The organism is Ferrovibrio sp. GW821-FHT12D07 (assembly GCF_058807275.1).
The window spans coordinates 695,007-717,125 of the sequence record NZ_JBXAQN010000002.1 but is presented as its reverse complement, the minus strand read 5'-3'; the positions used below and the strand labels follow the sequence as shown (position 1 = coordinate 717,125).

General features: G+C 62.8%; 18 protein-coding genes and 1 pseudogene. 12 read left to right on the top strand and 7 right to left on the bottom strand.

Annotation, left to right across the window (positions count from 1 at the left end):
• Nucleotides 1–3 precede the first annotated feature (3 nt).
• Nucleotides 4–2,481: a patatin-like protein gene (locus tag AC1RRE_RS15290; RefSeq protein WP_492982051.1), complete on the bottom strand. Its 2,478-nt coding sequence runs from the start codon at nucleotides 2,479–2,481 to the stop codon at nucleotides 4–6.
• An 80-nt stretch (nucleotides 2,482–2,561) separates the two neighbouring features.
• Nucleotides 2,562–3,578, bottom strand: coding sequence for an alpha/beta hydrolase (locus AC1RRE_RS15285; RefSeq protein WP_492982050.1), 1,017 nt, complete (start codon nucleotides 3,576–3,578; stop codon nucleotides 2,562–2,564).
• Between AC1RRE_RS15285 and ribA the strand changes: the two genes are divergently transcribed.
• The 3 genes from ribA to AC1RRE_RS15270 all read left to right on the top strand — a co-directional run bounded on the left by ribA (nucleotide 3,577) and on the right by AC1RRE_RS15270 (nucleotide 6,506).
• Complete coding sequence (gene ribA, locus AC1RRE_RS15280; RefSeq protein ID WP_492982049.1) at nucleotides 3,577–4,689, top strand: GTP cyclohydrolase II; 1,113 nt, start codon at nucleotides 3,577–3,579, stop codon at nucleotides 4,687–4,689. The two genes, AC1RRE_RS15285 and ribA, sit on opposite strands and share 2 nt — an antisense overlap.
• A gap of 123 nt (nucleotides 4,690–4,812) precedes the next feature.
• Nucleotides 4,813–5,958, top strand: coding sequence for a hypothetical protein (locus tag AC1RRE_RS15275; protein WP_492982048.1), 1,146 nt, complete (start codon nucleotides 4,813–4,815; stop codon nucleotides 5,956–5,958).
• A gap of 38 nt (nucleotides 5,959–5,996) precedes the next feature.
• Entirely contained in the window at nucleotides 5,997–6,506 is a 510-nt protein-coding gene (locus tag AC1RRE_RS15270) for a L,D-transpeptidase family protein (RefSeq protein ID WP_492982047.1), read from the top strand.
• Here AC1RRE_RS15270 and AC1RRE_RS15265 read toward each other — a convergent pair.
• Nucleotides 6,499–7,437, bottom strand: a complete 939-nt coding sequence (locus AC1RRE_RS15265; protein ID WP_492982046.1) for an alpha/beta fold hydrolase — start codon at nucleotides 7,435–7,437, stop codon at nucleotides 6,499–6,501. The genes AC1RRE_RS15270 and AC1RRE_RS15265 overlap by 8 nt on opposite strands.
• Before the next feature lie 138 nt (nucleotides 7,438–7,575).
• Between AC1RRE_RS15265 and AC1RRE_RS15260 the strand changes: the two genes are divergently transcribed.
• The 3 genes from AC1RRE_RS15260 (at nucleotide 7,576) to AC1RRE_RS15250 (ending at nucleotide 11,915) form a co-directional block, all read left to right on the top strand.
• Nucleotides 7,576–8,562, top strand: a complete 987-nt coding sequence (locus tag AC1RRE_RS15260) for an NAD(P)H-dependent flavin oxidoreductase (RefSeq protein WP_492982045.1) — start codon at nucleotides 7,576–7,578, stop codon at nucleotides 8,560–8,562.
• 68 nt (nucleotides 8,563–8,630) lie between these two features.
• Nucleotides 8,631–10,529: a propionyl-CoA synthetase gene (locus AC1RRE_RS15255; RefSeq protein WP_492982044.1), complete on the top strand. Its 1,899-nt coding sequence runs from the start codon at nucleotides 8,631–8,633 to the stop codon at nucleotides 10,527–10,529.
• Nucleotides 10,530–10,532: 3 nt separating this feature from the next.
• Complete coding sequence (locus tag AC1RRE_RS15250) at nucleotides 10,533–11,915, top strand: AmpG family muropeptide MFS transporter (RefSeq protein WP_492982043.1); 1,383 nt, start codon at nucleotides 10,533–10,535, stop codon at nucleotides 11,913–11,915.
• Here the strand turns inward: AC1RRE_RS15250 and AC1RRE_RS15245 are convergent.
• A complete protein-coding gene (locus AC1RRE_RS15245; protein WP_492982042.1) occupies nucleotides 11,904–12,656 on the bottom strand; it encodes a class I SAM-dependent methyltransferase in 753 nt (250 codons plus the stop codon). The genes AC1RRE_RS15250 and AC1RRE_RS15245 overlap by 12 nt on opposite strands.
• A gap of 131 nt (nucleotides 12,657–12,787) precedes the next feature.
• Between AC1RRE_RS15245 and olsB the strand changes: the two genes are divergently transcribed.
• The 3 genes from olsB to AC1RRE_RS15230 all read left to right on the top strand — a co-directional run bounded on the left by olsB (nucleotide 12,788) and on the right by AC1RRE_RS15230 (nucleotide 16,850).
• Entirely contained in the window at nucleotides 12,788–13,663 is an 876-nt protein-coding gene (olsB, locus tag AC1RRE_RS15240; protein ID WP_492982041.1) for a l-ornithine N(alpha)-acyltransferase, read from the top strand.
• Nucleotides 13,664–13,759: 96 nt separating this feature from the next.
• The gene (locus AC1RRE_RS15235; RefSeq protein ID WP_492982040.1) at nucleotides 13,760–15,292 is read left to right on the top strand and encodes an acyl-CoA synthetase; all 1,533 of its coding nucleotides are present in this window, start codon (nucleotides 13,760–13,762) and stop codon (nucleotides 15,290–15,292) included.
• Between the two features lies 1 nt (nucleotide 15,293).
• The gene (locus AC1RRE_RS15230; RefSeq protein ID WP_492982039.1) at nucleotides 15,294–16,850 is read left to right on the top strand and encodes an acyl-CoA synthetase; all 1,557 of its coding nucleotides are present in this window, start codon (nucleotides 15,294–15,296) and stop codon (nucleotides 16,848–16,850) included.
• 3 nt (nucleotides 16,851–16,853) lie between these two features.
• On the opposite strand, the gene AC1RRE_RS15225 is transcribed toward AC1RRE_RS15230, so the two are convergent.
• Entirely contained in the window at nucleotides 16,854–17,879 is a 1,026-nt protein-coding gene (locus tag AC1RRE_RS15225; protein WP_492982038.1) for an NAD(P)/FAD-dependent oxidoreductase, read from the bottom strand.
• 294 nt (nucleotides 17,880–18,173) lie between these two features.
• On the opposite strand from AC1RRE_RS15225, the gene AC1RRE_RS15220 reads away from it, so the two are divergent.
• A complete protein-coding gene (locus AC1RRE_RS15220; RefSeq protein ID WP_492982037.1) occupies nucleotides 18,174–18,656 on the top strand; it encodes a PAS domain-containing protein in 483 nt (160 codons plus the stop codon).
• Nucleotides 18,657–18,743: 87 nt separating this feature from the next.
• The gene (locus AC1RRE_RS15215) at nucleotides 18,744–19,193 is read left to right on the top strand and encodes a PAS domain-containing protein (RefSeq protein ID WP_492982036.1); all 450 of its coding nucleotides are present in this window, start codon (nucleotides 18,744–18,746) and stop codon (nucleotides 19,191–19,193) included.
• A gap of 4 nt (nucleotides 19,194–19,197) precedes the next feature.
• On the opposite strand, the gene AC1RRE_RS15210 is transcribed toward AC1RRE_RS15215, so the two are convergent.
• A complete protein-coding gene (locus AC1RRE_RS15210; RefSeq protein WP_492982035.1) occupies nucleotides 19,198–20,112 on the bottom strand; it encodes a DMT family transporter in 915 nt (304 codons plus the stop codon).
• A 218-nt stretch (nucleotides 20,113–20,330) separates the two neighbouring features.
• Between AC1RRE_RS15210 and AC1RRE_RS15205 the strand changes: the two genes are divergently transcribed.
• Nucleotides 20,331–21,197 carry a bile acid:sodium symporter family protein gene (locus AC1RRE_RS15205; RefSeq protein ID WP_492982034.1) on the top strand — a complete coding sequence of 289 codons (867 nt, stop codon included), beginning with the start codon at nucleotides 20,331–20,333 and terminating at the stop codon, nucleotides 21,195–21,197.
• 4 nt (nucleotides 21,198–21,201) lie between these two features.
• Here AC1RRE_RS15205 and AC1RRE_RS15200 read toward each other — a convergent pair.
• Nucleotides 21,202–22,098, bottom strand: a pseudogene (locus AC1RRE_RS15200) (YifB family Mg chelatase-like AAA ATPase); the annotation flags it as partial.
• Nucleotides 22,099–22,119: the final 21 nt, after the last annotated feature.

Genomic DNA, 22,119 nt, shown 5'->3' with positions numbered 1-22,119 from the left:
GATTCAGGCGGCATTTCCAGCTGCGATGGTATCAAGTTCGTGACGCAGGTCGGCAATCAGCGTCCGGCTGACGGCAAGGTTGGCGGCCTCACGATCCAGCACCAGCCGGAAGGCCTTGAGCTTGATTGCCATGCGGTCGAACGGGATATCCGGCGCATTGCCCAATCCTGCATCGCAGACAATGTCGATCAGACGATCGACGGCATGCAGGCGTCCCCAGAGATAATCGTTTTCGCGATGGGCGCGGCTGAAGAAGCCGCCGAAGCGACCGAGATTGACGCCCTTCAGTGTATTGCCACGTCGAATCGCCACAGCGTCTTCCGGGCTGATGCGATCGATGCGGATTTCGTTGAACTCACCCAGATCGCGCCAGTTGGTGATGGTGAAGGTCAGTACATCCCAGAAGGGGAAGCCGATATAGCCAACCAGCAGATCGGTGCGTGCGGCGCTGCTCCAGTCTTCGGGTGCCAGATCGGCCAGCAGGGCATCCAATTGGTCGGTACGGCTGTTGAGATCTATGTCCACGCCCATGGCATCCACAATGGCATCGATGGCGGCCAGGTTCTGGCGCGCAAATCCAAGCGCATTGTCCGCCATTTGATCGGCGCGCTGGCGATCCACACGGCGGAACAGCAAGGTCTTGATGGCGTCGACAGTCGCCGTGCTCAGACAGCTGATGTTGTCCAGATGCCGCAGGCTTTCCTGCGCCTCGTAGAGTGCGCGCTTCAGGGCGTCGAGTTGCTCGGCCTTCAGGCCGCGATGCTCGGCCTCGCCCAGCTTGCCGTAGAGCTGGTTCAGGCGCTGGATCAGGAAGCTGACGCGACGCTGGCGGAAGGCGACATCGAAGCGCAGCAGGAACCGCACCCAGCCAGGCAGCGTATCAATGGTGGCGCCGGACGGCGCCTTGGGGAAATTGGCGACAGTGTGGCAGACGCCGCGATCCTCGGCCCAGCGCAGCAACACTTCACGAGTCCACAGCGCCTCGGTCGAACGTTCGCCGTATCCGCAGGCAGTGCAGATCAGGCGTGTGACGAAATACAGCACCGCGCCCAGCTTCAGTCGCACGTAACCTTCATAGGCAAAGCCTGCTTCACGCACGGCGCGTTCGCTGGCCTGCATGCGCCAGAGCCGGATTTCCATTTCGCTTAAGGGCGCATCCAGGTTTTGCGGTGCACTTTCCTCGACCAGTCTTGTGATCTGCGGCTGGGTGGCGTCGATCACGCCGCGCAGATGCCTGACCTGCTCGTTAAACTGGCTGGCCCAGATCAGTTCGTCGGCAATCGGTTCATTGCGCGGGATGTCACTGAGTGAGCCTTTCAGCACGCGGAAGAATCCGGGCAGGCGGCCGGTCTGTGGCGGTGCGGGCCGCAACGGCTGCGGATCGATATAGACCAGCCGGCGGTCGACCTGGCGATAGGCCGGGCGTCCGCGGATCGCTTTCATGGCGGCGGCAAAGGGCTTGTTGGCCAGCACGCCGCCATCGACGAAGGAGGTCAGTTCCGGATCTATGCCGGCTTTCAGGTAATCCTGGAAGTTGGCCTGTACGAAGGCCGGCTTGCTTTCCCATTTGCGGTTCTGCTGTGTCAGCAGGCGATCAACCTCGCCCAGCTGTGCCGGTGGGAAAGCGCCGGGGAATGCTGAAGTGGCACGGCCGGCGAAGGCCAGTGCGGGCGCGTCTTTCGTGGTGAAGTCCGATTGCTCGACGCCATTGGGCCAGCGACGATAGCCGAAATGCAGTACATGGCGATGCTCGCGATCCTGCACATAGGGCGGATCATGGATCGGAATATGCTGCAGGAAACCGTAGAAGTCGGTCATGGTAACCGACAGTTCGAGCCCCAATTGTGTCGGCATCAGGCTGTCGCCGGGCTTGGCTGGGTCGCCCATGCCCTCCAGGCCGGCCAGCAGCTGTCGCAGCAGATGCTGGTCATCGAAGGGCGGTTGGAACCAGCGCGAACGTGTGAACAGCGAAATCTTGTCGCGGATCTCGCCATCGCCCAGCAGCAGGCGGCCGAAGCGCGAGCGCGCTGCCAGCCACAACAGCGGTCGCATGTACATCTTGCTCCAGCGACCGGCCCGCTTGTCGGGATCGAGCAGGCGCGAGACGTCGGCCTCATGGAGCCAGAGGTTCCGGAAATGGTCGATGCGCAGATCATGCGCCAGTGCTCGTCCGAGAATGATACCGTTGATGGCGCCGGCAGAGGCACCGGCGATTACATCGACGACGATGCGTAGGTCGACATGGCGGCCGATCTCCTGCAGCAATTCGAAATAGGCATGCTCGCTGTCGTATTCGGTGTCGCTGGGGTGGACGTGATCGGCGAAGCGCGCGGTCTCACGCGCCGATCCCTTGGGCAAGGAGTGATAGGTACGCGAGGCGCGCACCAGTTTCAGGATTTCCTTGGTGACGCCATGCATGTAGATGGCAAGCGAGACGCCGCCAAAACACACCAGGGCAAGGCGTAGTTCTTTTTCCTGCAAGGAAATCTCCCGCCGATGCGAATCAAGCGGGGCGCGATTCGCATTCTAGGTGCTGAGTCTGACCTGTGTGGCGGGTTGGCTCAAGCGGCAGCCGCGGCCAGCATGGCCACAGTCTCTCGCAGACAGGCATCCGCCTCCGGCATCAGCCCGGCGAAATTGGGCCATGCATGGGGCAGGCCATGCCAGAGCTTCAGGTGCACGTCGGTTCCCGCCGCCCGGGCCCGGGCGGCCAGCAGGCGCGAGTCGTCGCGCAGCAGTTCCGTGTCGCTGGCATGCAGGATCAGAGGCGGGAGGCCGGTCAGGTCGCCATGGAGCGGCGACAGGCGTGGATCGGCCAGATCGATTCGACCTGCCGCATAAAGCCGGGCGGCGAAGCGCAACTGCTGTGGCCGGAACCAGGCGCATTGCTCGGCATTCTCGGCTAGCCCCGGGCTGCTGCAGGTCAGGTCGGTCCATGGTGAGAAGAGGGCGGCGGCGCGCGGCAGCGGCTGGCCCTGCTCCCGGCAGGCCTGCATCAGCGCCAGCGCCAGTCCGCCGCCGGCGGAATCGCCGGCCAGCCACAGGCGATCTGCGCGATAGCCGCGCGCCAGCAGGCCCCGCCAGGTGGCCTGTGCATCCAGCAGGGCGGCGGGGAAGGGATGCTCCGGCGCCAGACGGTAATCGGGGACGAACACGCTGATGCCCAGGCCGGCGGCAAGCCGCGCCGTGATCGCCCGGTGGGTGCGCGGACTGCCGGCCAGATAGCCGCCGCCATGCAGGTAAAGCAGCGCCCGGCCGTGCCGGGGCTGCGATGGATGCAGCCATTCGCCGCACATGGGGCCACGCAATTGCTCGACCCGGATGCCGGGCGGCAGGCGGCTGCGGGTGAGGGCGGTCATCAGGCCGCGGATCAGGACGATATCACCCGGCCCCACCTGGCGCGGCTTGATCAGCCGCCGCAGGGCCCGGGCGATCAGCCGGGCCTGCAGGCTGGGCAGGGCCGGGGGTAGCCGGCTTTCCCGAAGGTCATGGCCGGGGTAAGCGGCGTCACAACTGGCGTCGTAAAGGGGCTGACGGCTTGCCGGGCTGCGTCCAGAGTCGTACATCGGATCAGTCATGACCGGTCTTTCCCACTCTGCCGCCGCCATTGCCGTCGATCGCGCCGGCCATGAACTTCGTCGCGGCCGTCCCGTGCTGCTGGCCATGGCCGATGGCAGCCGCGTTCTGGTGCTGGCCGCCGAAACCCTGACCGAGGCCATGCTGGACGCGACCCTGTCGCCGGGCAGCGAGGCCGCGCTGGTGCTGACCGCATCGCGCGCTGCCGTGCTGCATATTGGCCCCACGGGGCATGACATGATTCTGTTACCGCTGCATGACCTGCCGACCGATGGTGCAGGCCGCGCGGCGCTGATCCGCGATCTGGCCGATGCCAGCCGCGATCTGGCTGCACCGCTGCGCGGACCGTTCACCCGCATCAAGACTGCGCCGCCGCCGAGCGCGGCTTTGGCCGTCAAGCTGGCCAAGACCGCGTATCTGCTGCCGGCTGCCGTACATGTGCCGGTATCGGCTGCTGTGGCCCTGCCTGCCGATATCCTGTCCGTGCTGGCAGAAGCCGTCGCTGCCTACGATCTGGCTGCGGCCGAAACGCTAGCGCCAGTCAGCCAAGCGCGGCTCCCGGTGATCGATGCTGAAGATGCGCAGCTTTATGCCTTCCGGCCCGCCGATGGCCGGCAGGAGCATTTTGCCCTCGTGATTGGCGCGCCCGATCCGGCCAAACCCGTGCTGACCCGTCTGCATTCGGAATGTTTCACCGGCGACCTGCTGGGCAGCTTGCGCTGCGACTGCGGCGAACAGCTGCGTGGCTCGGTACGCACCATCGCCGAGGCTGGCGGCGGGATTCTGCTGTATCTGGCGCAGGAAGGCCGCGGCATTGGCCTGGTCAACAAGCTGCGGGCCTATCAGTTGCAGGATCAGGGCTTTGACACTGTCGATGCCAACCAGCGGCTGGGCTTCGATGCCGACGAACGCTGGTTTCTGCCGGCCGCCCGCATGTTGCAGCGGCTGGGCTATGACAGTGTGCGGCTGCTGACCAACAACCCCGAGAAGGTGAAGGGGCTGGAGGCCTGCGGGATCACGGTGGCCGAACGGGTCCCGCACAAATTCCCCTCCAATGCCCATAACGAGGCTTATCTGGCTGCCAAGCGGAAACGCTCGGGGCATTATTTGTAAGGCCTGTGCGCCCGCTCCCGGCAGAAATTGCCGGTTCTGCCCCCGGGTATGGTTAATGCGTTGATTTCCTTGGCCTGAATTCTGGCCTGCGGCTTGCAAAGCTGGTCCTGACAGAGGACTGCAATGCCGAACCCGATACCAGCAACCGCTTATCCGACCCATCCGCTGATGGCCCAGAGGGCCAGTGCGGCAGGGACGAGTGCGGCCAGCGCCACGGCTCCAGAGGGCGCATCCGAAGCCAAGAGCGGCAATCCGCTTTTCGGCAAGGACGGGTTCACCTTCGGCGACTTCCTCGACATCATCAATCCACTGCAGCACATCCCGGTCGTCTCGACCATCTATCGTGCCATCACAGGCGACAAGATCGATCCCGGCGCGCGCATTGCCGGCGGCGGTCTGTTCGGCGGTCCGATCGGTGCCGTCCTTTCCATGGTCAGTGGCATGGTCGAGGAAGCCACCGGCAAAGACCCGGGCGAACATGCCATGGCTGCGCTCGGTATCAATATGGGGCCGAACAACAAGGACGCGCCTCAGACCATGGTTGCGTCCTCCTCCTCGAATGGCACCTCCCCGCCCGAGTTGGCAGCCCAGACCCAGGCTGCGCAGGCTCAGGCTGCCCAGATTCAGGCCGCGCAGGCCCAGGCTGCCGTCAAAGCGCCGCCTCTGCAGGTTGGCGCAAGGATTGTGGATGAACAGCGTCCAGCCGGACCGGCACGCAAGGGTGACGAGAAAGATACGAAGGCAGAGGCTGCGAAGACGGATGGTCCGATTGAACTGCCGTCCGATCTGTTCCAGGCCCTGAAGCAGACGGCGGCGGCTCAGCAGGCTGATGCCAAATCGACGTCGGCCAATTCGGCCAGCGCCATTCCGGTGGCCACGGGCAATGCAATGCCGGCACAGCAGCGCGCCGCGGCGCCGATGCAGACCAACTCCACGCCGAACACCGCCATCCAGGCGGCAGATGGCCGCACCTGGTTCCCGGCGCACCCGCTTGGTGGCGGTGCCGTGCCGACACGCGGTGTCGGTGCCCAGCCGGTAGGGCAGCAGACCGTGGCCGCCCGCTATGGTGCGACCCGTGCCGGTGGCGGCATTCCTTCATCTCCGCAGTCGGCTACGGCTGCAGCTGCGGCCGCCATCCAGGGCAACGCCAACCCACAGCAGAATGAGTGGAACAATCGCGCCAGCGAGGCCTATCAGAAGTATTTCGAGATGCAGGAGCAGAAGAACCTGCGTGCCGGCATCACTCGTGGCGGCATCCAGCCCTTCTGATACTTGCAACAACCGTATGAATGCCGCTTGATCGCGGCATGAGCGATATTCTCGTCACCAGCAATGGCATTCTGAAATTCAGCGGTCTTCATTTCCGCTGTGCGCTCGGCAAGGGCGGTGTGCGCCCCGAGGCTGACAAGCGTGAAGGCGATGGCGCCACGCCGCTTGGCCGTTATCCGCTGCGGCATGTGCTCTATCGCGCGGATCGCCTGGCCCCACCGGAAACGCGGCTACCCTGCGCGGCACTAACGCCGCAGAGCGGCTGGTGCGATGATCCTGCCGATGCAGCCTACAATCGTCCGGTGATGCTGCCTTATACCGCCAGCCACGAGACGCTCTGGCGCGATGATCATGTCTACGACGTCATCGTAGTGCTGGGGCATAACGATGATCCGCCGGTACCGGGACTGGGCAGCGCCATCTTCCTGCATCTGGCGCGGCCGGATTATAGTGGCACCGAAGGCTGTATTGCCTTGGCACAAGCCGATCTTCTGGCCTTGCTCGCGGCCGTCCCGGCTGCCGCTGCGATGCAGATTTCGCTTATCTGACCACCCGTGCCGCTGCGCGGTCGATGGCGTTCAGCACGACCTCTGGCCGGGTGAAGTGCAGCGGATGGCCGCCGCCCACCACGGTGACCAGTTCCGCCTGCGGCACCTCTGCTGCCAGCGGCCGGCTATGGATGATCGGCGAGGTAGCGTTGTCCTCGTCGCTGACCAGCACGATCAGTGGCACGGTCAGCAGCGGATAGCGCGGCGCTTGTTCAACCAGGAAAGGTTTCAGCGTGCGGATGTCCTCCGCATTGGCGTGATAGCTGCCGGGACGCAGGCTCAGGCTCACAGGTGCCTGCGCAAAGGCTGGCGGCACGGGAGCCGGACTGAATACCCCGGCCACGCCCTTGTCGATAATCATATGTCCTGCCGGCGTCGCGATGGTGTAGCGCAGCAGCGGACCGATCACCGGCATGCCGTCAGCCTGGTATGACCATTCGACCGGCGTCGGCCAGGGATGGCTGGCGGTATTGATCAGCACGACGGCGCCAACCTCGTCGGGGTATTGCAGGGCGTAAGCGAGTGCCACGGCACCACCGAAGGAGAAACCGAGCAGAACCGGTTTTTGCACCTGCATCGTCTGCAGCGCGGCGCGCAGATAGCGGGCCTGCTTGTCGGGCGTCACCGGCGTGTCGTCGCCGCGCTCGGTATAGCCATGGCCGGGCCGGTCGATCGCGATGCTGCGATAGCGCTGTGCCGTCTGCGGCATGATGCTGATCGCGAAATCCTGGGCCACCCCGAAAGCGCCGTGGATCATGACTAGTGGCTGACCGGTGGCGGGTCCTACTGCGATAACATGTTGGCGGATACCGCCGGCCTCGATGAGGTGGCCGGCGGGCGGAAAGTCCCGTTCGGCTTTCTGGCTGAGATGCTGGGTGGTGGCGCCCAATCCGAAAAGGGCGATACCGGCAAGGATGAGGGTTGTGAGCATGGCTGATCTGCTGTGATTTTCACCATCTTATACGGGAAATCGGCGTCCCCGGATGACTGCCGCAACGTCAATCCAGCGCGATTGCGCTGCCGCCGAAGCCTGCCCTAATCTGGTGCCAAGAAATTCACGGAGGAAGTCATGACTGTTCCTGCCATCCTGAAGGGGCGCCTGTCGCTCCCAGTGATCGGTTCGCCGATGTTCATCGTCTCGGGCCCCGAGTTGGTGATGGCCCAGTGCAAGGCCGGCATCGTCGGTTCCTTCCCGGCCCTGAATGCCCGTCCGGCCGAAGTGCTGGAAGAATGGCTCAAGCGCATCACAACCGAGCTGGATGATTACCGGGCCAAGAATCCGGATAAGCCGGTGGCGCCTTTCGCCGTCAACCAGATCGTGCATCAGTCGAACGACCGCCTGCAGCATGACGTGGAGATGTGCGTCAAATACAAGGTGCCGATTGTCATCACCTCGCTGCGCGCGCCGAATGAGGTGGTGGATGCCATCCATTCCTACGGCGGCATCGTGCTGCATGACGTGATCAATATCCGCCACGCCAAGAAGGCGCTGGAGGCTGGCGTCGACGGTCTGATCCTGGTTTGCGCCGGTGCTGGCGGCCATGCAGGCACGCTCAGCCCCTTCGCACTGGTTTCAGAGGTGCGCCAGTTCTTCGATGGCCCGATTGCGCTCTCAGGCTCGATCACCCATGGCAGCCAGGTATTGGCGGCGCAGGCCATGGGTGCCGATTTCGCCTATATGGGCACGCGTTTCATCGCCACTCAGGAAGCCAATGCTGCGCCGGACTACAAGCAGATGCTGATCGATTCCGCCGCCGGCGACATTGTCTATTCCTCGCTGTTCACTGGCGTGCACGGCAACTACCTGAAAAAGAGCATCGTCAAGGCCGGCATGGACCCGGATAACCTGCCCGAAGCCGATAAGAGCACCATGAGCTTTGGTTCGGGCGGCAGTTCCAAGTCGAAAGCCTGGCGCGATATCTGGGGTGCGGGGCAGGGCGTGGGCCTGATCAGTGACTCGCCTCCGGTGGGTGATCTGGTCGCCCGCCTGAAGCGCGAATATGATGCGGCCAAAGCTCAGGTAATGGGCGGCAGCGCGGCGCTCGCTGCCGAGTAAACGGTTCTCGTGAGCGGGCTTCGTCTGCTATAGATCGACGTCATAAGAAAAGACGTCGGGAGAGCTGGATGAAGCGCTACGAGGAAGTCTATGCTGCGGCCATGGCCGACCCGGAAGCCTTCTGGGCCAAGGCGGCCGATGCGCTGCACTGGTACAAGCGCTGGGACAGCGTGCTGGATGCCAGCAACCCGCCGTTCTTCCAGTGGTTCTCCGGCGCCGAATGCAACACCTGCTATAACGCACTGGACCGCCATATCGAGGCCGGTCGCGGCGACCGCATTGCCCTGATCCATGATTCGCCCGTCACCCAGACGGTGCGTAAATATACCAACACCGAATTGCGTGATCGCGTGGCGAAGCTGGCCGGTGTGCTGAAGGCGCATGGCGTGCAGAAGGGCGACCGCGTCATCATCTACATGGCGATGACGCCGGAAGCTGTGATGGCGATGCTGGCCTGTGCCCGTATCGGTGCGATCCATTCCGTGGTCTTCGGCGGTTTTGCGCCGCGCGAACTGGCGACGCGTTTTGACGATGCGAAGCCCAAGCTGGTGATCGCGTCATCTTGCGGCCTCGAGCCCGGCCGGGTGGTGGAGTACAAGCCACTGCTAGATCAGGCGATCGAGCTGGCGGCGCATAAGCCGCAAGCCTGCCTGATCTTCCAGCGTCCGATGTATCAGGCGCAGTTGACCGAAGGCCGCGACTTCGATTTCGAGACGGAAGTGACGAAGGCAAAGCCCGCCGATTGCGTACCGGTGAAAGCCACCGATCCGCTCTATGTGCTCTATACCTCCGGCACCACTGGCATTCCGAAGGGTGTCGTGCGGCAGAATGGCGGCCATATGGTGGCGCTGCACTGGTCGATGAAGCATGTCTACGGCATGAATCCGGGCGATGTGTACTGGGCGGCGTCCGATGTGGGCTGGGTGGTTGGCCATTCCTACATCGTCTATGGCCCGCTGCTCTATGGCTGCACGACGGTGTTGTATGAAGGCAAGCCCGTTGGCACGCCCGATGCTGGTGCCTACTGGCGCGTGATCGAGCAGCATAAGGTTGCGGCGCTGTTCACCGCGCCCACGGCTTTCCGGGCTATCAAGAAGGAAGACCCGAAGGCAGAATTACTGAAGAAATATGACCTGAGCCAGTTCCGCACGCTGTTCCTGGCTGGCGAGCGCGCTGATCCTGATACGGTGAAATGGGCCGAGGATGCGCTGGGCAAGCCGGTGATCGATCACTGGTGGCAGACGGAGACCGGCTGGCCGGTGGCCTCTAACTGCATGGGCATCGAGGTGCTGCCGGTCAAGCATGGATCGCCCACCCGCATTGTGCCGGGCTACGACGTGCGCGTGATCGATGACGATGCTAGGCCGGTGAAGGCCGGCGATATCGGCAACATCGTGATCAAACTGCCGCTGCCGCCAGGCTGTCTGCCGACGCTGTGGCAGAACGACGATGGCTTCAAGAAGAGCTATCTCACCCGCTTTCCGGGTTATTACAACACCGGCGATGCGGGCTTCATTAATGAGGATGGCTACATCTACATCATGAGTCGCACCGATGACATCATCAATGTCGCCGGCCATCGACTGTCGACGGGCGGCATGGAGGAAGTGCTGGCTTCGCACCCCGATGTGGCTGAATGCGCAGTCGTCGGCGTCGCCGATGCGCTGAAGGGCCAGGTGCCGCTCGGTTTCGTGGTATTGAAGGCTGGCGTCAGCAAGCCTGAAGACCAGATCCTGCGTGAGCTGGTGCAACTGGTGCGCGAGCGCATCGGTCCGGTGGCGGCCTTCAAGCAGGCGGCTGTGGTGAAACGGTTGCCGAAAACCCGCTCGGGCAAGATACTGCGCGCCACAATGCAGAAAATTGCCGACGCCCAGGACTTCCGTATGCCCGCCACCATCGACGATCCCGCCATTCTGGGTGAGATCACGGACGTGCTGCAGCCGCTAGGCTATGCCAAGCGGAGCTGACAAGTGAACTTGCGGGGGTTGCGTGACTGGCTGGCGGCCTTTGCCGTTTATCGCGACCGCCGGGTCATGGCCATTGCGATTCTTGGGTTTGCTTCCGGCCTGCCCTTGGCGCTGACTGGGCAGACCCTGCAAGCCTGGCTAAAGGATTCAGGCGTTTCCCTGCAATCCATCGGACTCTTCGCGCTTGTCGGCGTGCCTTACACCCTGAAATTCCTCTGGGCGCCACTGGTCGACCGTATGCCACTGCCTGTGCTGACACGCCAGCTGGGCCGTCGCCGGGGCTGGCTGATCTTCGCGCAGGGTTTGCTGATGGCGGCGATCGTCGCCTTGGCGCTCAGCAATCCCAGTCAGGCACTGGTGGTGACGGCCGTCTGTGCGGTGGCCGTCGCTTTCGCCTCGGCCACGCAGGATATCGTGATCGATGCCTGGCGTGTCGAAATCCTCGAACAACGGCAGCTCGCTGCCGGCGCGGCTGCCATCGTCTTCGGGTATCGCATCGGCATGCTGGTGTCGTCGGCTGGTGCACTGTATCTCGCCGATCGTTTCGCCTGGCCGCTGGTCTATATCGCCATGGCGGCAATTTTGGTGATTGGCGCCGTCACGGTTCTGCTGGTCGGTGAGCCCGAAGCGCAGCCGCGTGGTGATGCCGACCGCCGCTTCGCCGAAGCGCAGGCCTGGTTGGCTTCGCGCCCGCATCTGTCGGGTCCGCTGGCCGGAGCCATGGCCTGGCTCTATGCCAGCGTCGCGGGCCCTTTCCTGCAATTCATTTCACGCCGCGGGTGGGTCGGGATTCTGCTGTTCGTCATGCTGTTCAAGCTGGGTGACAGCCTAGCCGGTGTGCTGGCCACCAGTTTTTATCTCGATATCGGTTTTTCGAAATCCGAGATTGCCGAGATCAGCAAGCTCTATGGCTTCGGCGCCACCATGCTCGGATTGTTCCTTGGTGGCTGGCTGATGCAGGCGGTCGGCCTGTATCGCGCGCTCTGGGTCTGCGGCATCCTGCAGATGGGCTCCAATCTGATGTTCGCCCTGCTGGCCCTGCAGGGACATGACCTGTGGTTCCTGGCACTCACGGTCGGCATCGAAAATCTGGCCAGTGGCATGGGTACGGCCGCACTGGTGGCCTATCTCTCGGCGCTCTGTGACGTCGCCTACACGGCCACGCAATATGCGCTGCTGTCATCGCTGACTGCCGTGGCGCGGACGGTGCTGTCCTCCTATGCGGGCTTCATGGCGGCAGCGCTGGGCTGGCCGACCTTCTTCGTACTCACCACGCTGGCTGCGCTGCCGGGCTTGGCGCTGCTGGCCTGGCTGACACGGCGCGGTGCCGAAACCCGTCTGGATGCACGGCGGACCGGCAACGGAGCGTTGGTCTCAGATGACTGAACCGACCGGCATCTTCTGCGCATAAAGCTTGATGCCGGGTTTCCAGGCGAAGGACCGGCGGATCACTTTCAGGCCGTGCTGGGCGAGCAGCAGCTGCAGGTTGCTCGGGCTGAAGAAGATGCAGTGTCCGGGCGGGCGGAAACCATCCCATTCGGCTAGCTTTCGTGGCCGACGCCAATGCGTGATGTCCGGCGTGGTCAGGTAGAGAATGCCGCCTTCGTTCATGACCGCGGCGATGTGCCCCATGAAGGCATGCGGATCGGGTGCATGCTCGATCACTTCCGAACAGTAAACGGCATCGAATCGGCGGCCATCAAGATTGGCTTCTTCCAGCAGGCCTTCATAGAATTGATTCTGCGGGAAGGTTTTTCGCGCATAAGCAACAGCCATGCGATCGGGTTCCACGCCGGCAGCCGTAAAACCGTGTTCCCGGCAGGCCTCGACCATGAAGCCACCACTGCAACCGATATCCAGGAACTGAAGCGGCCGGTCGGCCGTTTTCACACCGGCGACACGGGCGAACTGTGCCGCCCGGTGGCGCATACGGCGCATTTTCTTGTCGGCTTTCGCCAGATAATGTGGCGTGCCGGAATAGGTGTCGTCATACAGGGCGTGCAGTGTTTCAGAGGTCGGGGGCGGATCCATAAAGATCAGCCCGCAGGACTCGCATCGTTCGAGATGACAATCGTTGTAATCAATAAAAGCCTGATGATTCGGCTTCCGGCATACCGGACACGCCATCCCCTGATCCTCTACATGTAGCCGTTCAGGCCCCCGGGGACCTGCTAGATATTATTGTACGGCTGTCCCATTTCCTTTATGTGTCATATATTTGACATGTTAGCGTCACAGTGTATAGCGATAGTCGGAGCATGAACATGCAACTGCCTCTCTCCGTTCCGTCGGCTGTACCCACGTCTCGCGCCCCCCGTAGCGGTTGGCATTGCGTTTCCGCAGATGGCCGCTTCGAGGTTCGCTTGACGCGCAGCCCGGAAGACATCACCGCCGCCCAGCGGTTGCGGTACCAGGTTTTCTACGAGGAGATGGCTGCCCAGCCGTCCGCCGAAATGGCGCGTCTGGGGATGGATTTCGATCAGTTCGATCGCCTCTGCGATCACCTCATGGTCTTCGATCGTAGCCGCCCCGAAGGGCAGCGCGTGGTTGGCACCTATCGCCTGCTGCGCCGCTCGATGGCCGAACTGCATGGCGGTTTCTATTCAGAGTCCGAATACGACCTGCAGCCGATGCTGGACTTCGTCGGTGCCGGCGGCGGCCTGCTCGAGCTGGGCCGATCCTGCGTGCACCGGGATTATCGCACCAATGCGACCATCCAGCTGCTCTGGCGCGGTATCTCCACCTATGTGGCCGATCATGGCATCAGCTTCATGTTCGGTTGCGCATCCTTCCCTGGCATCGACCCGCAACAGCATGCGATGGCGCTGAGCTACCTGCATGCTAATCACCTGCCGCCGCCGGAATGGCGCGTTCGCGCGCTGCCCTCGCGGTTCGTGCCGATGAATCTGCTGCCGCCCGATCAGGTCAATCCGCGCATGGCGCTGCATGCGTTGCCGCCGCTGATCAAGGGTTATCTGCGGTTGGGCGCCTATATCGGCGATGGTGCCGTGATCGACCACCAGTTCGGCACCACGGATGTGTTCATCCTGCTGCCGGTGGAGCGGATCGCGCCGAAATACCAGAACCGCTTTTCGGCCGACGAAGGCCTAGTGGAAACCGAATATCACGCCTGATTGCGGGAAACCGCACGGCAGTCCAAACGGCGCCCATTGCGGGCGCCGTTTTTGTTTGCGTAACATCGGTTCCGAGGAAACCATCCCGGGACGACCATGAACCTGGCGTATCTGCTGCATCGTGCAGCCAAGGTCTGGAGCGACCGGCCGGCGCTGTCGGTCGGCGACGAGGTTCGGCTTCGCTATGGCGAGATGGGCAGTCGTGTGCCGCGTCTGGCCGCCGGGCTGGTTCGCGCCGGCAACCTGAAGCCCGGCGATCGCGTCGCCCTGCTGCTGAAGAACTCCCCTGAGTACTGGGAGTTGCTGTTCGCGCTCTGGCATGCTGGTCTGGCCGCGGTGCCGGTGAATGCCAAGCTGCATGCCCGGGAAGTCGCCTGGATTCTGGAAAACAGCCAGGCGAAGCTGGCCGTGGTCTCTACAGTTTTGGCTGAAGACCTGATCCCGCTGGCGAATGAGCTTCCCACGCTGCAGCGCCTTATCATCACGGAGGATGCCGAGTACACGAAGCTCTATGCGGCCGATCCGATGCCGCTGGCTGAGGTTTCGCCCCATGATCTCGCCTGGCTGTTCTACACCTCGGGCACCACCGGCTGGCCCAAGGGCGCGATGCTGACCCATGCCAACATGTGGTCGGCAACCATGAACTACTTCACCGATGTCGACCGTATAGATCCGCAAGACTGCATGATTCACTGTGCACCGATCAGCCATGGTTCCGGGCTTTACGGTCTGCCCCATGTGGCGCGTGGTGCCAACCAGATCGTGCCGGCCTCGGGCGGTTTCGATCCGGCCGAGACGCTGGACCTGATTGCGCGCTGGCCCGGCGCCAGCCTTTTCTTTGCGCCCACTATGGTGCACCGCTTGATTCATGCCCCCCGGATCGGCAGCGCGAACACGGATAACCTGAAGACCATCGTCTATGGCGGCGGCCCGATGTATGTGGCCGACCTGCAGGCTGCCATGGCGGCGCTAGGGCCGAAGCTGGCGCAGATCTACGGTCAGGGCGAAGCGCCGATGACCATCACCGGCATGGATAAGCGGATGCACCTGGATGACGGTCATCCGTGCTACTTGCAGCGCCTGGGCTCGGCCGGCGTGGCGCGAACCGACGTGGAGGTGCGTGTGGTCGATGCCGACGATCGACCCCTGCCGGCAGGCGAGGTGGGTGAGATTATCTGCCGCGGCCCGGTGGTGATGGCGGGCTACTGGCACAATCCCGAAGCCACTGCGCAGGCATTGCGGAACGGCTGGCTGTATACCGGCGACGTCGGCAGCTTCGACGAAGACGGCTATCTGACCCTCAAGGACCGCTCCAAGGACATGATCATTTCTGGCGGCAGCAACATCTATCCGCGCGAAGTGGAGGAGGTGCTGCTGCAACATGCCGATGTCAGCGAGGTGTCGGTGGTGGGCAAGCCACACGCCGACTGGGGCGAAGAGGTGATCGCCTTTGTGGTGGCGCGTGAGGGTGTCAGGGTGTCGTCTGAGAGCCTGGATCAACTTTGTCTTGACCATATCGCGCGGTTCAAGCGGCCCAAGCAATACCGGTTTGTTGATGCGTTGCCGAAGAACAATTACGGCAAAGTTCTGAAGACCGAACTGCGCGCTACCTTGCAGGAGGAAAGCTGAGTTGTCCGATCTGGTTTACATCACCGAACATGCGAAGAAGACGCCGGACAAGCCGGCTATCATTGTGGCCGAAACCGGCAAGGTTACCACCTTCGGACAGTTGGAAGCGGCGTCTAATCGTGCTGCTCATCTGTTCCGTAAGCTGGGACTGACTGCGCGCAGCCATATGGCCTTTGTGATCGAAAACCGGCCGGAATTCTTCGAGGTCAGCTTTGGTGCTGATCGCGCCGGGCTGTATTACACGCCGATCAGCACGCGGCTGAGTGCCGCCGAAATCGCGCATATCGCCGGCGATGCCGGTGCTCGCGTGCTGGTGATCACGGATGAGTTCCGTGACATGGCAGTCGAACTGCGCGAGTTCTGCCCGAAGGTCGAACGCTTCTTTATGATCGGTGGCACCGCCGACGGATACGAAAGATGGGAAGTCGCGACTGCCGGCATGCCGGGGACGCCTATAGCCGACGAGCTGCAGGGCCGTGACATGCTCTATTCCTCCGGCACGACGGGCAAGCCGAAAGGCATCAAGCGGCCGATCAACGGCGATCCGGTTGGGGCGCGCAGCTATTTCGTCGATAACGGCTATAGTCTTTATCGCTACGGTCCGGACATGGTCTACCTGTCGCCAGCACCGCTCTATCATGCTGCGCCGTTGCGGTATTGCATGCTGGTTTCCAAGGTTGGCGGCACGCTGGTGATCATGGAAGGCTTCGATGCAGAAGAATCGCTGAAGCTGATCCAGAGATACAAAGTCACGCACTCCAACTGGGTGCCGACTATGTTCGTGCGCATGCTGAAGTTGCCGGTCGAGATTCGTAGTCGGTACGACCTGTCGTCGCATCGCGTCGCCATTCACGGCGCGGGACCCGTCTCGCAGGCAACCAAACAGCAGATCATCGATTGGTGGGGTCCGATCCTGTTTGAGTATTACGCGGCCTCGGAAGGTAATGGCATGACCTTCATCACCAGCCAGGAATGGCTGACGCATAAAGGTTCGGTCGGGCGTGCCACCATCGGTGAACTGCACATCGTTGACGATGAATCTGGCGAAGAACTACCTGTCGGCCAGTCGGGACTGGTCTATTTCGGCAAAGGGCAGCCATTTGCCTATCACAACGACGATGGCAAGACGCAGCAAGCCTTCAACGACAAGGGTTGGAGCACGCTGGGCGATGTTGGCTATATCGACGCCGAAGGCTACCTCTACCTCACCGACCGCAAGGCTTTCATGATCATTTCCGGCGGCGTGAACATCTATCCGCAGGAAGCCGAGAATGTACTGATCGAACATCCGAAGGTTGCCGATGTAGCGGTCATCGGTGTTCCCAACGAAGATTTCGGTGAAGAAGTGAAGGCGGTCGTGCAGCCGGTCGATATGGCTTCGGCGGGTCCGGCACTGGCTGAAGAACTGATTGCTTATTGCCGCCAGCATCTGGCCTCGATCAAATGCCCGCGCTCGATCGATTTTGAGGCGGCCTTGCCGCGTCATCCGACCGGCAAGCTTTACAAGCGACTGATCAAGGATCGCTACTGGGGCAACCGCACCAGCCGGATCGTTTGAGCATCAGGCCTTCGGCAGGCCGGGTGTGCCTTTCGAGGTGGAATACTCGAAATGCAGCGGCTTGCCGCCATGCAGCAGCGGATAGATCGCATGTGCTGCCGACGCCGCTTCTGAGAATCCAGTCAGGATGAGCTTGAGCTTGCCGCGATAGCTGGCGACATCCCCGATGGCGAAGACGCCGGGTACCGAGGTCTGGCAGGTGGCCGGGTCGACCGGTAGGTGGTGGCGTTCCAGTTCGATGCCCCAGGCCGCGATGGGCCCGAGATCACTTTTCAGGCCGAAGAAGGCCAGCATCGCATCGGCGGGGAGACGCTTTTCCGCGCCGTCCAGCGATTTGATCCGCACCCCGGTCAGTACGTTGTTGCTGCCTTCCAGGGCATCCAGCTGATAGGGCACCACGATGTCGAGGCCGTGGCCGTTGAGTGCGCGCAGCTTGGCCACGCTGTCGGGGGCGGCACGGAACTGGTCGCGGCGATGCACAAACCAGATCTGTGCGGCTACACCGTGCAGGGCGAGAGCCCAGTCCACTGCGCTGTCGCCGCCACCGGCGATCACGAGGCGTCGGCCGCGGAAATCGTCCGGCCGACGCACCAGATAATGCACGCCACTGCCACCTGGCTGACCTTCGTAGGCCTCGATATCGGCCAGCGGCGGGCGGTTCGGCCCAAAGGCGCCGGCACCAGCTGCGATGATCACCGCGCCAGCCTCGATTACGTTGCCCTTGGATGTAGTCAGGCGGAATCCACGCTCCAGCCGTTCCAGTTCGTCGACACGCTGGCCCAGATGGAATACCGGCAGGAAGGGCTTGGCCTGCTGCTCAAGCTGAGACACCAGGTCAGCGCCCGAGATTTTGGGGAAGCCCGGAATGTCATAGATCGGTTTGTCCGGATAAAGCGCACTGCACTGCCCGCCGATCGCGTCCAGCGTGTCGATCACATGGCAACGCAGACCGACCATGCCGCACTCGAAGATAGCGAACAGGCCGACAGGGCCGGCGCCGATAACGGCAACATCAGTCTTGTGCAGCATCGAATCGTGTTGGCCCGGATGAACTGAAACCGGGGTTTTTTTACCGATTTCGGGCCCCTTCGGCTACACCAACCGGCCCCTGGACAGCGGATTCAGCCCGTTCATCACGTTTTTGTCCCGTTTTTAAGGGACAGAAGACGCGCAGGACGAGAGGTTACCGATTCTTTCGCTTCCGCCTCCGGCGACTTACCGGAAAATCACTGGGTAATAGGGTGGGAAGCCGGGCCTGATGAAACGGGCCTTCGAGCCGGACCAAGGGGTCACCGAGCCGGAGGCGGGAACACGAGGCCGGCCATGATGATGCAGTTGAAACAGCGGGTGTTCACCTATGAGGACGACAGCGGTGCTGCCGCGATTGCGCATCCTAAGCTGCGCGCCCTCTATGAACTGTGGAATGCCAAGCGTGGCACCCGGCAGGCGCCGCCACGCAGTGACTTCTCGCCCGAAGAACTCCGTCCCTGGTTCGGGCATCTGATGATGATCGACTGTCTTCCCGGAGATGAGTTCCGTTATCGCCTGTATGGCACCGAACTTGTGCAGCTGTTCGGTTTCGACCTGACCAATCAGCTTGTCGGCGAGGCTATGATTTTTATCGGCGACAAGCCCCTGCGGGAATACCGTCAGGTTTGCCGTATCGGCGCACCGGTGCACGCCTCGCGCACCAGCCCCTCGGCGCGTGAATTCTTGCAAGTCGATAAGCTCGCCCTGCCGCTGATGGAAGGTGGCGAAGTCACCCGTATCCTCGGCGCGATCTATCCGTCTGAAGAAGCATCCTGATCAATGATGGCGGGCGAGCGCACAGACGAAGAGTCAGGCGGCCCGCCTAAGCCGGAAGACACCGCACAGCCAGTGCCGCAGGAAAGTGTGATCTGGAATCCGCGCGCAGCTGATTGCCAAGGCGAAATCGCCCGCGAAATCCTCGAATACTGGCGGTACAAGTGTCGCGGACGGCAGATGCCGGCCCGCGCCGATCTCGATCCACTGGAAATGCGCCGTGCGCTCGGCCAGATGATCATGATGGAAATCCACCGTGAACCGCTGCGCTTCCGGACGCGACTGGTTGGCAGCGGCCAGGCCCGGCGGCGCGGCATCGACTTCACCAACAAGTGGCTCGATGAATTGCCGCCCGATTATCGCGCCCTGGTTCTGCCGCGCGCCGAGGCTGTGGCGACGCGGGGCGAGTCGGTCTGCTCGCGGGTCAGGCGGATGATGGATGGGCGCTGGTTCGACTATGAGGCGCTCTGGCTGCCGCTTGGCACGGACGGCAAGACGCCGACCATGATCATCGTCTGCCAGGAATTCTTCAGCAGCTAGGCCTTCAGGCCTTCTTGCGCGTCGGGATCGACATCGCGGCGACGCCGATCACCACAAAGATCAGGCCCAGCCACAGCGTTGATGACAGGCGTTCGCCCAGGAAAATCACGCCGATGCCGACGCCGATCGGAATGCGCAAGTAAGCCTGTGAGGTCGTACCGACCGAACCCAGGGTGCGCACCAGCCGAAAATAGATGGTGAAAGCAAGTGCAGTCGACAGCACTGAAAGGGCGAGCAGCGCCATGATTGAACTGTCGGAGGGCGAGAGGGTCCAGGGCTGATCGAAGATCAGACTTGCCGGCACCAGGATCACGGCGCCGCAGAGCAGCGAGCCGGTCGCCGGCACCATGGAATCCAGATGCTTGAAGTTATGGCCGTAGATGGCGGCCGCGCCATAGGACAGTGAAGACGCGACTAGTGCCAACTGGCCCCACAAATCCTGGCCCAGCTCGCTCAGCGCGCCGATGCCGATGATCAGGCAGATGCCGCCCAGCCCCGATATCGTGCCGAACAGCTTTCGTCCCGTCACGGCTTCATGGCGGGTGATGGCCCAGGTGATCAGGAAGGCGAAGATCGGCGTGGTAGAGTTCAGGATTGCGGCCAACCCCGCATCAATGCGGGTTTCGGCCCAGGCGATCAGCGTGAAGGGCATCACGGAGTTGAGGCAGGCCTGGACGGCGAGATGTCGCCAGGTCGCAATATCCCGTGGCATGCGGATGCCGCGCATGCGCATGATGACCAGCAGCACGCTGCCGGCGATCACTGTGCGGGCCGCGATCAGGGTGATTGGCGGAATAGTGGCTACGCCCAGTTTTATGAAGGTGTAGGACGCACCCCAGAGTGTCGCCAGTATTGCCAGCAGCAGAAGCTCGAAGGTGAATGAGCGGATAGGCGTAACGGCGGTTGTCTGGGTGGCCATCATTCGACTCTGGGGGGTGATGCAGGGCGTCACCATGCCATGACGGCGCGATCCGGTCAGCCCCTGATGCTACGGTCGTGGCCGTAGTATCGCGGTTGCGATAGCGGCCTGACAATACGCCTGTTTGGGCGATGGCACCGGGATGTGGCATCCCTTATCGTGAACATACGGTCAGATTGTTTGGGCAATGCCGCTTGAGACGGCAGGAGGAGATGTTCATGGAAGGCGATATCGTTACCAGCATATTGCTGCCGGCCATTCTGGCCTTCATCATGTTTTCTCTGGGGTTGGGTCTGACACTGGCCGATTTTTCCCGGATCGTGCGTCAGCCGCGCGCCCTGCTAGTTGGCGTCATCTGCCATTTCGTGTTGTTGCCGGTGATCTGTTTCGCGCTGCTCAAACTGGTCGGCATGACCGGTACCTTTGCCATCGGTTTCATGATTCTGGCTGCCTGTCCCACCGGTACGACCTCGAACCTGCTGACCTATATTGCACGGGGCGATGTGGCGCTCGCGGTCAGCTTCACGGCCGTGGCCAGCGTGGCGACCATCTTCACCCTGCCGCCGATCGTGATCTGGTCGATGCAGCATTTCGCCGGCAGTGCCACGCAGGCGGTGACGGTCCCGGTCGGCCTGATGATGGGGCAAATCTTCCTGATGCTGGGCGTGCCGGTGGGACTGGGCATGCTGGTGCGTCATCGCTGGTCGGCGGCGGCGCTGCGCTGGGAGCCGCGAGCAACGCGGCTGGCGGCCGTGCTGTTCGTCGTGATCGTGCTGGGCGCTGTGGCGAAGAACTGGACTTTGCTGCGCGATAATGCCGGTAGCCTGGCGGGCTTTGCCATCGGGCTCAACCTGCTGATGCTGGCGGTCGGCTTTGTGGTCGCCTGGCTGGCGAAACTGTCGCGACCGCAGGCGGTGACCCTCGGCATCGAAACGGCGGTGCAGAACGCCACGCTGGCTATCGTGATCGCCAGCACGGTGCTGCAGGACGACGCGCTCGCCATCCCGGGCGGTCTTTACGGCGTTCTGATGTATGCAGGCGGTCTGCTGTTCGCCTTCGGTATGCGGCGCTTTACCGGCAGGTAACCAGTCAGCGCACGAAGGCCATTCGGCGGTAGCTGAGCGCTTCCGCCACATGGTTGCGCGTCACGCTGTCTGCGCCATCCAGATCGGCCAGGGTGCGGGCGACCCGTAGCACACGGTGATAGCCGCGTGCTGTCAGATGCATGGCCTCGGCTGCTTTGGCCAGCAGGTCGCGGCCGGCGGTATCGGGCGCGGCCACCTGTTCCAGCAGCTCGCCATCCGCTTCGGCATTGGTGCGTACGCGAGGCGCGCCCGGCTTCGCCAGCGCCGCATAACGCTCTCGCTGGATATTGCGCGCCGCGGCCACCCGGGCGGCGACGGTGGCGGAATCTTCACCTGGCGGCGGCGCGGTCAGATCGGAGACTGCCACTGCGGGCACATCCAGCGAGAGATCGATACGGTCGAGCAGGGGGCCGCTCAGACGCGCCTGATATTCGCCGGCGCATTTGGGCGCACGTGCACAGGCGAGTGCCGCATCGTCCAGATGACCGCAGCGGCAGGGATTCATGGCCGCCACCAGCTGCACGCGGGCTGGATAGCTGACATGAGCATTGGCGCGCGCCACTACCGCCTGTCCGGTTTCCAACGGCTGGCGCAGGCTGTCGAGTGTCTGACGGTTGAACTCGGGCAGTTCATCCAGGAACAGCACCCCCAGATGCGCGAGGCTCACTTCGCCGGGCTTGGCACGCAGGCCACCGCCGATAAGGGCGGCCATCGAGGCAGAATGGTGCGGCGCGCGGTAGGGACGGCGACGGGTGAGGCGGCCGTCGGCGATCTGGCCCGCTAGCGAGGCAATCATGCTGACCTCCAGAATCTCGGCTGAGTCCAATGGCGGCAGGATGCCAGGCAGGCGTTGTGCCAGCATCGACTTGCCTGCACCCGGCGGGCCGATCAGCAGCAGGTTGCGGACATAAGGACCAAATGG

Excerpts from the sequence above, each read along its gene's own strand:
- ribA (WP_492982049.1), top strand. The coding sequence starts at position 3,577 with ATGACCGGTCTTTCCCACTCTGCCGCCGCCATTGCCGTCGATCGCGCC.
- AC1RRE_RS15285 (WP_492982050.1), bottom strand. The coding sequence starts at position 3,578 with ATGACTGATCCGATGTACGACTCTGGACGCAGCCCGGCAAGCCGTCAG.
- AC1RRE_RS15275 (WP_492982048.1), top strand. The coding sequence starts at position 4,813 with ATGCCGAACCCGATACCAGCAACCGCTTATCCGACCCATCCGCTGATG.
- AC1RRE_RS15270 (WP_492982047.1), top strand. The coding sequence starts at position 5,997 with ATGAGCGATATTCTCGTCACCAGCAATGGCATTCTGAAATTCAGCGGT.
- AC1RRE_RS15265 (WP_492982046.1), bottom strand. The coding sequence starts at position 7,437 with ATGCTCACAACCCTCATCCTTGCCGGTATCGCCCTTTTCGGATTGGGC.
- AC1RRE_RS15260 (WP_492982045.1), top strand. The coding sequence starts at position 7,576 with ATGACTGTTCCTGCCATCCTGAAGGGGCGCCTGTCGCTCCCAGTGATC.
- AC1RRE_RS15255 (WP_492982044.1), top strand. The coding sequence starts at position 8,631 with ATGAAGCGCTACGAGGAAGTCTATGCTGCGGCCATGGCCGACCCGGAA.
- AC1RRE_RS15245 (WP_492982042.1), bottom strand. The coding sequence starts at position 12,656 with ATGGCGTGTCCGGTATGCCGGAAGCCGAATCATCAGGCTTTTATTGAT.
- olsB (WP_492982041.1), top strand. The coding sequence starts at position 12,788 with ATGAACATGCAACTGCCTCTCTCCGTTCCGTCGGCTGTACCCACGTCT.
- AC1RRE_RS15235 (WP_492982040.1), top strand. The coding sequence starts at position 13,760 with ATGAACCTGGCGTATCTGCTGCATCGTGCAGCCAAGGTCTGGAGCGAC.
- AC1RRE_RS15225 (WP_492982038.1), bottom strand. The coding sequence starts at position 17,879 with ATGCTGCACAAGACTGATGTTGCCGTTATCGGCGCCGGCCCTGTCGGC.
- AC1RRE_RS15220 (WP_492982037.1), top strand. The coding sequence starts at position 18,174 with ATGATGATGCAGTTGAAACAGCGGGTGTTCACCTATGAGGACGACAGC.
- AC1RRE_RS15210 (WP_492982035.1), bottom strand. The coding sequence starts at position 20,112 with ATGGCCACCCAGACAACCGCCGTTACGCCTATCCGCTCATTCACCTTC.
- AC1RRE_RS15205 (WP_492982034.1), top strand. The coding sequence starts at position 20,331 with ATGGAAGGCGATATCGTTACCAGCATATTGCTGCCGGCCATTCTGGCC.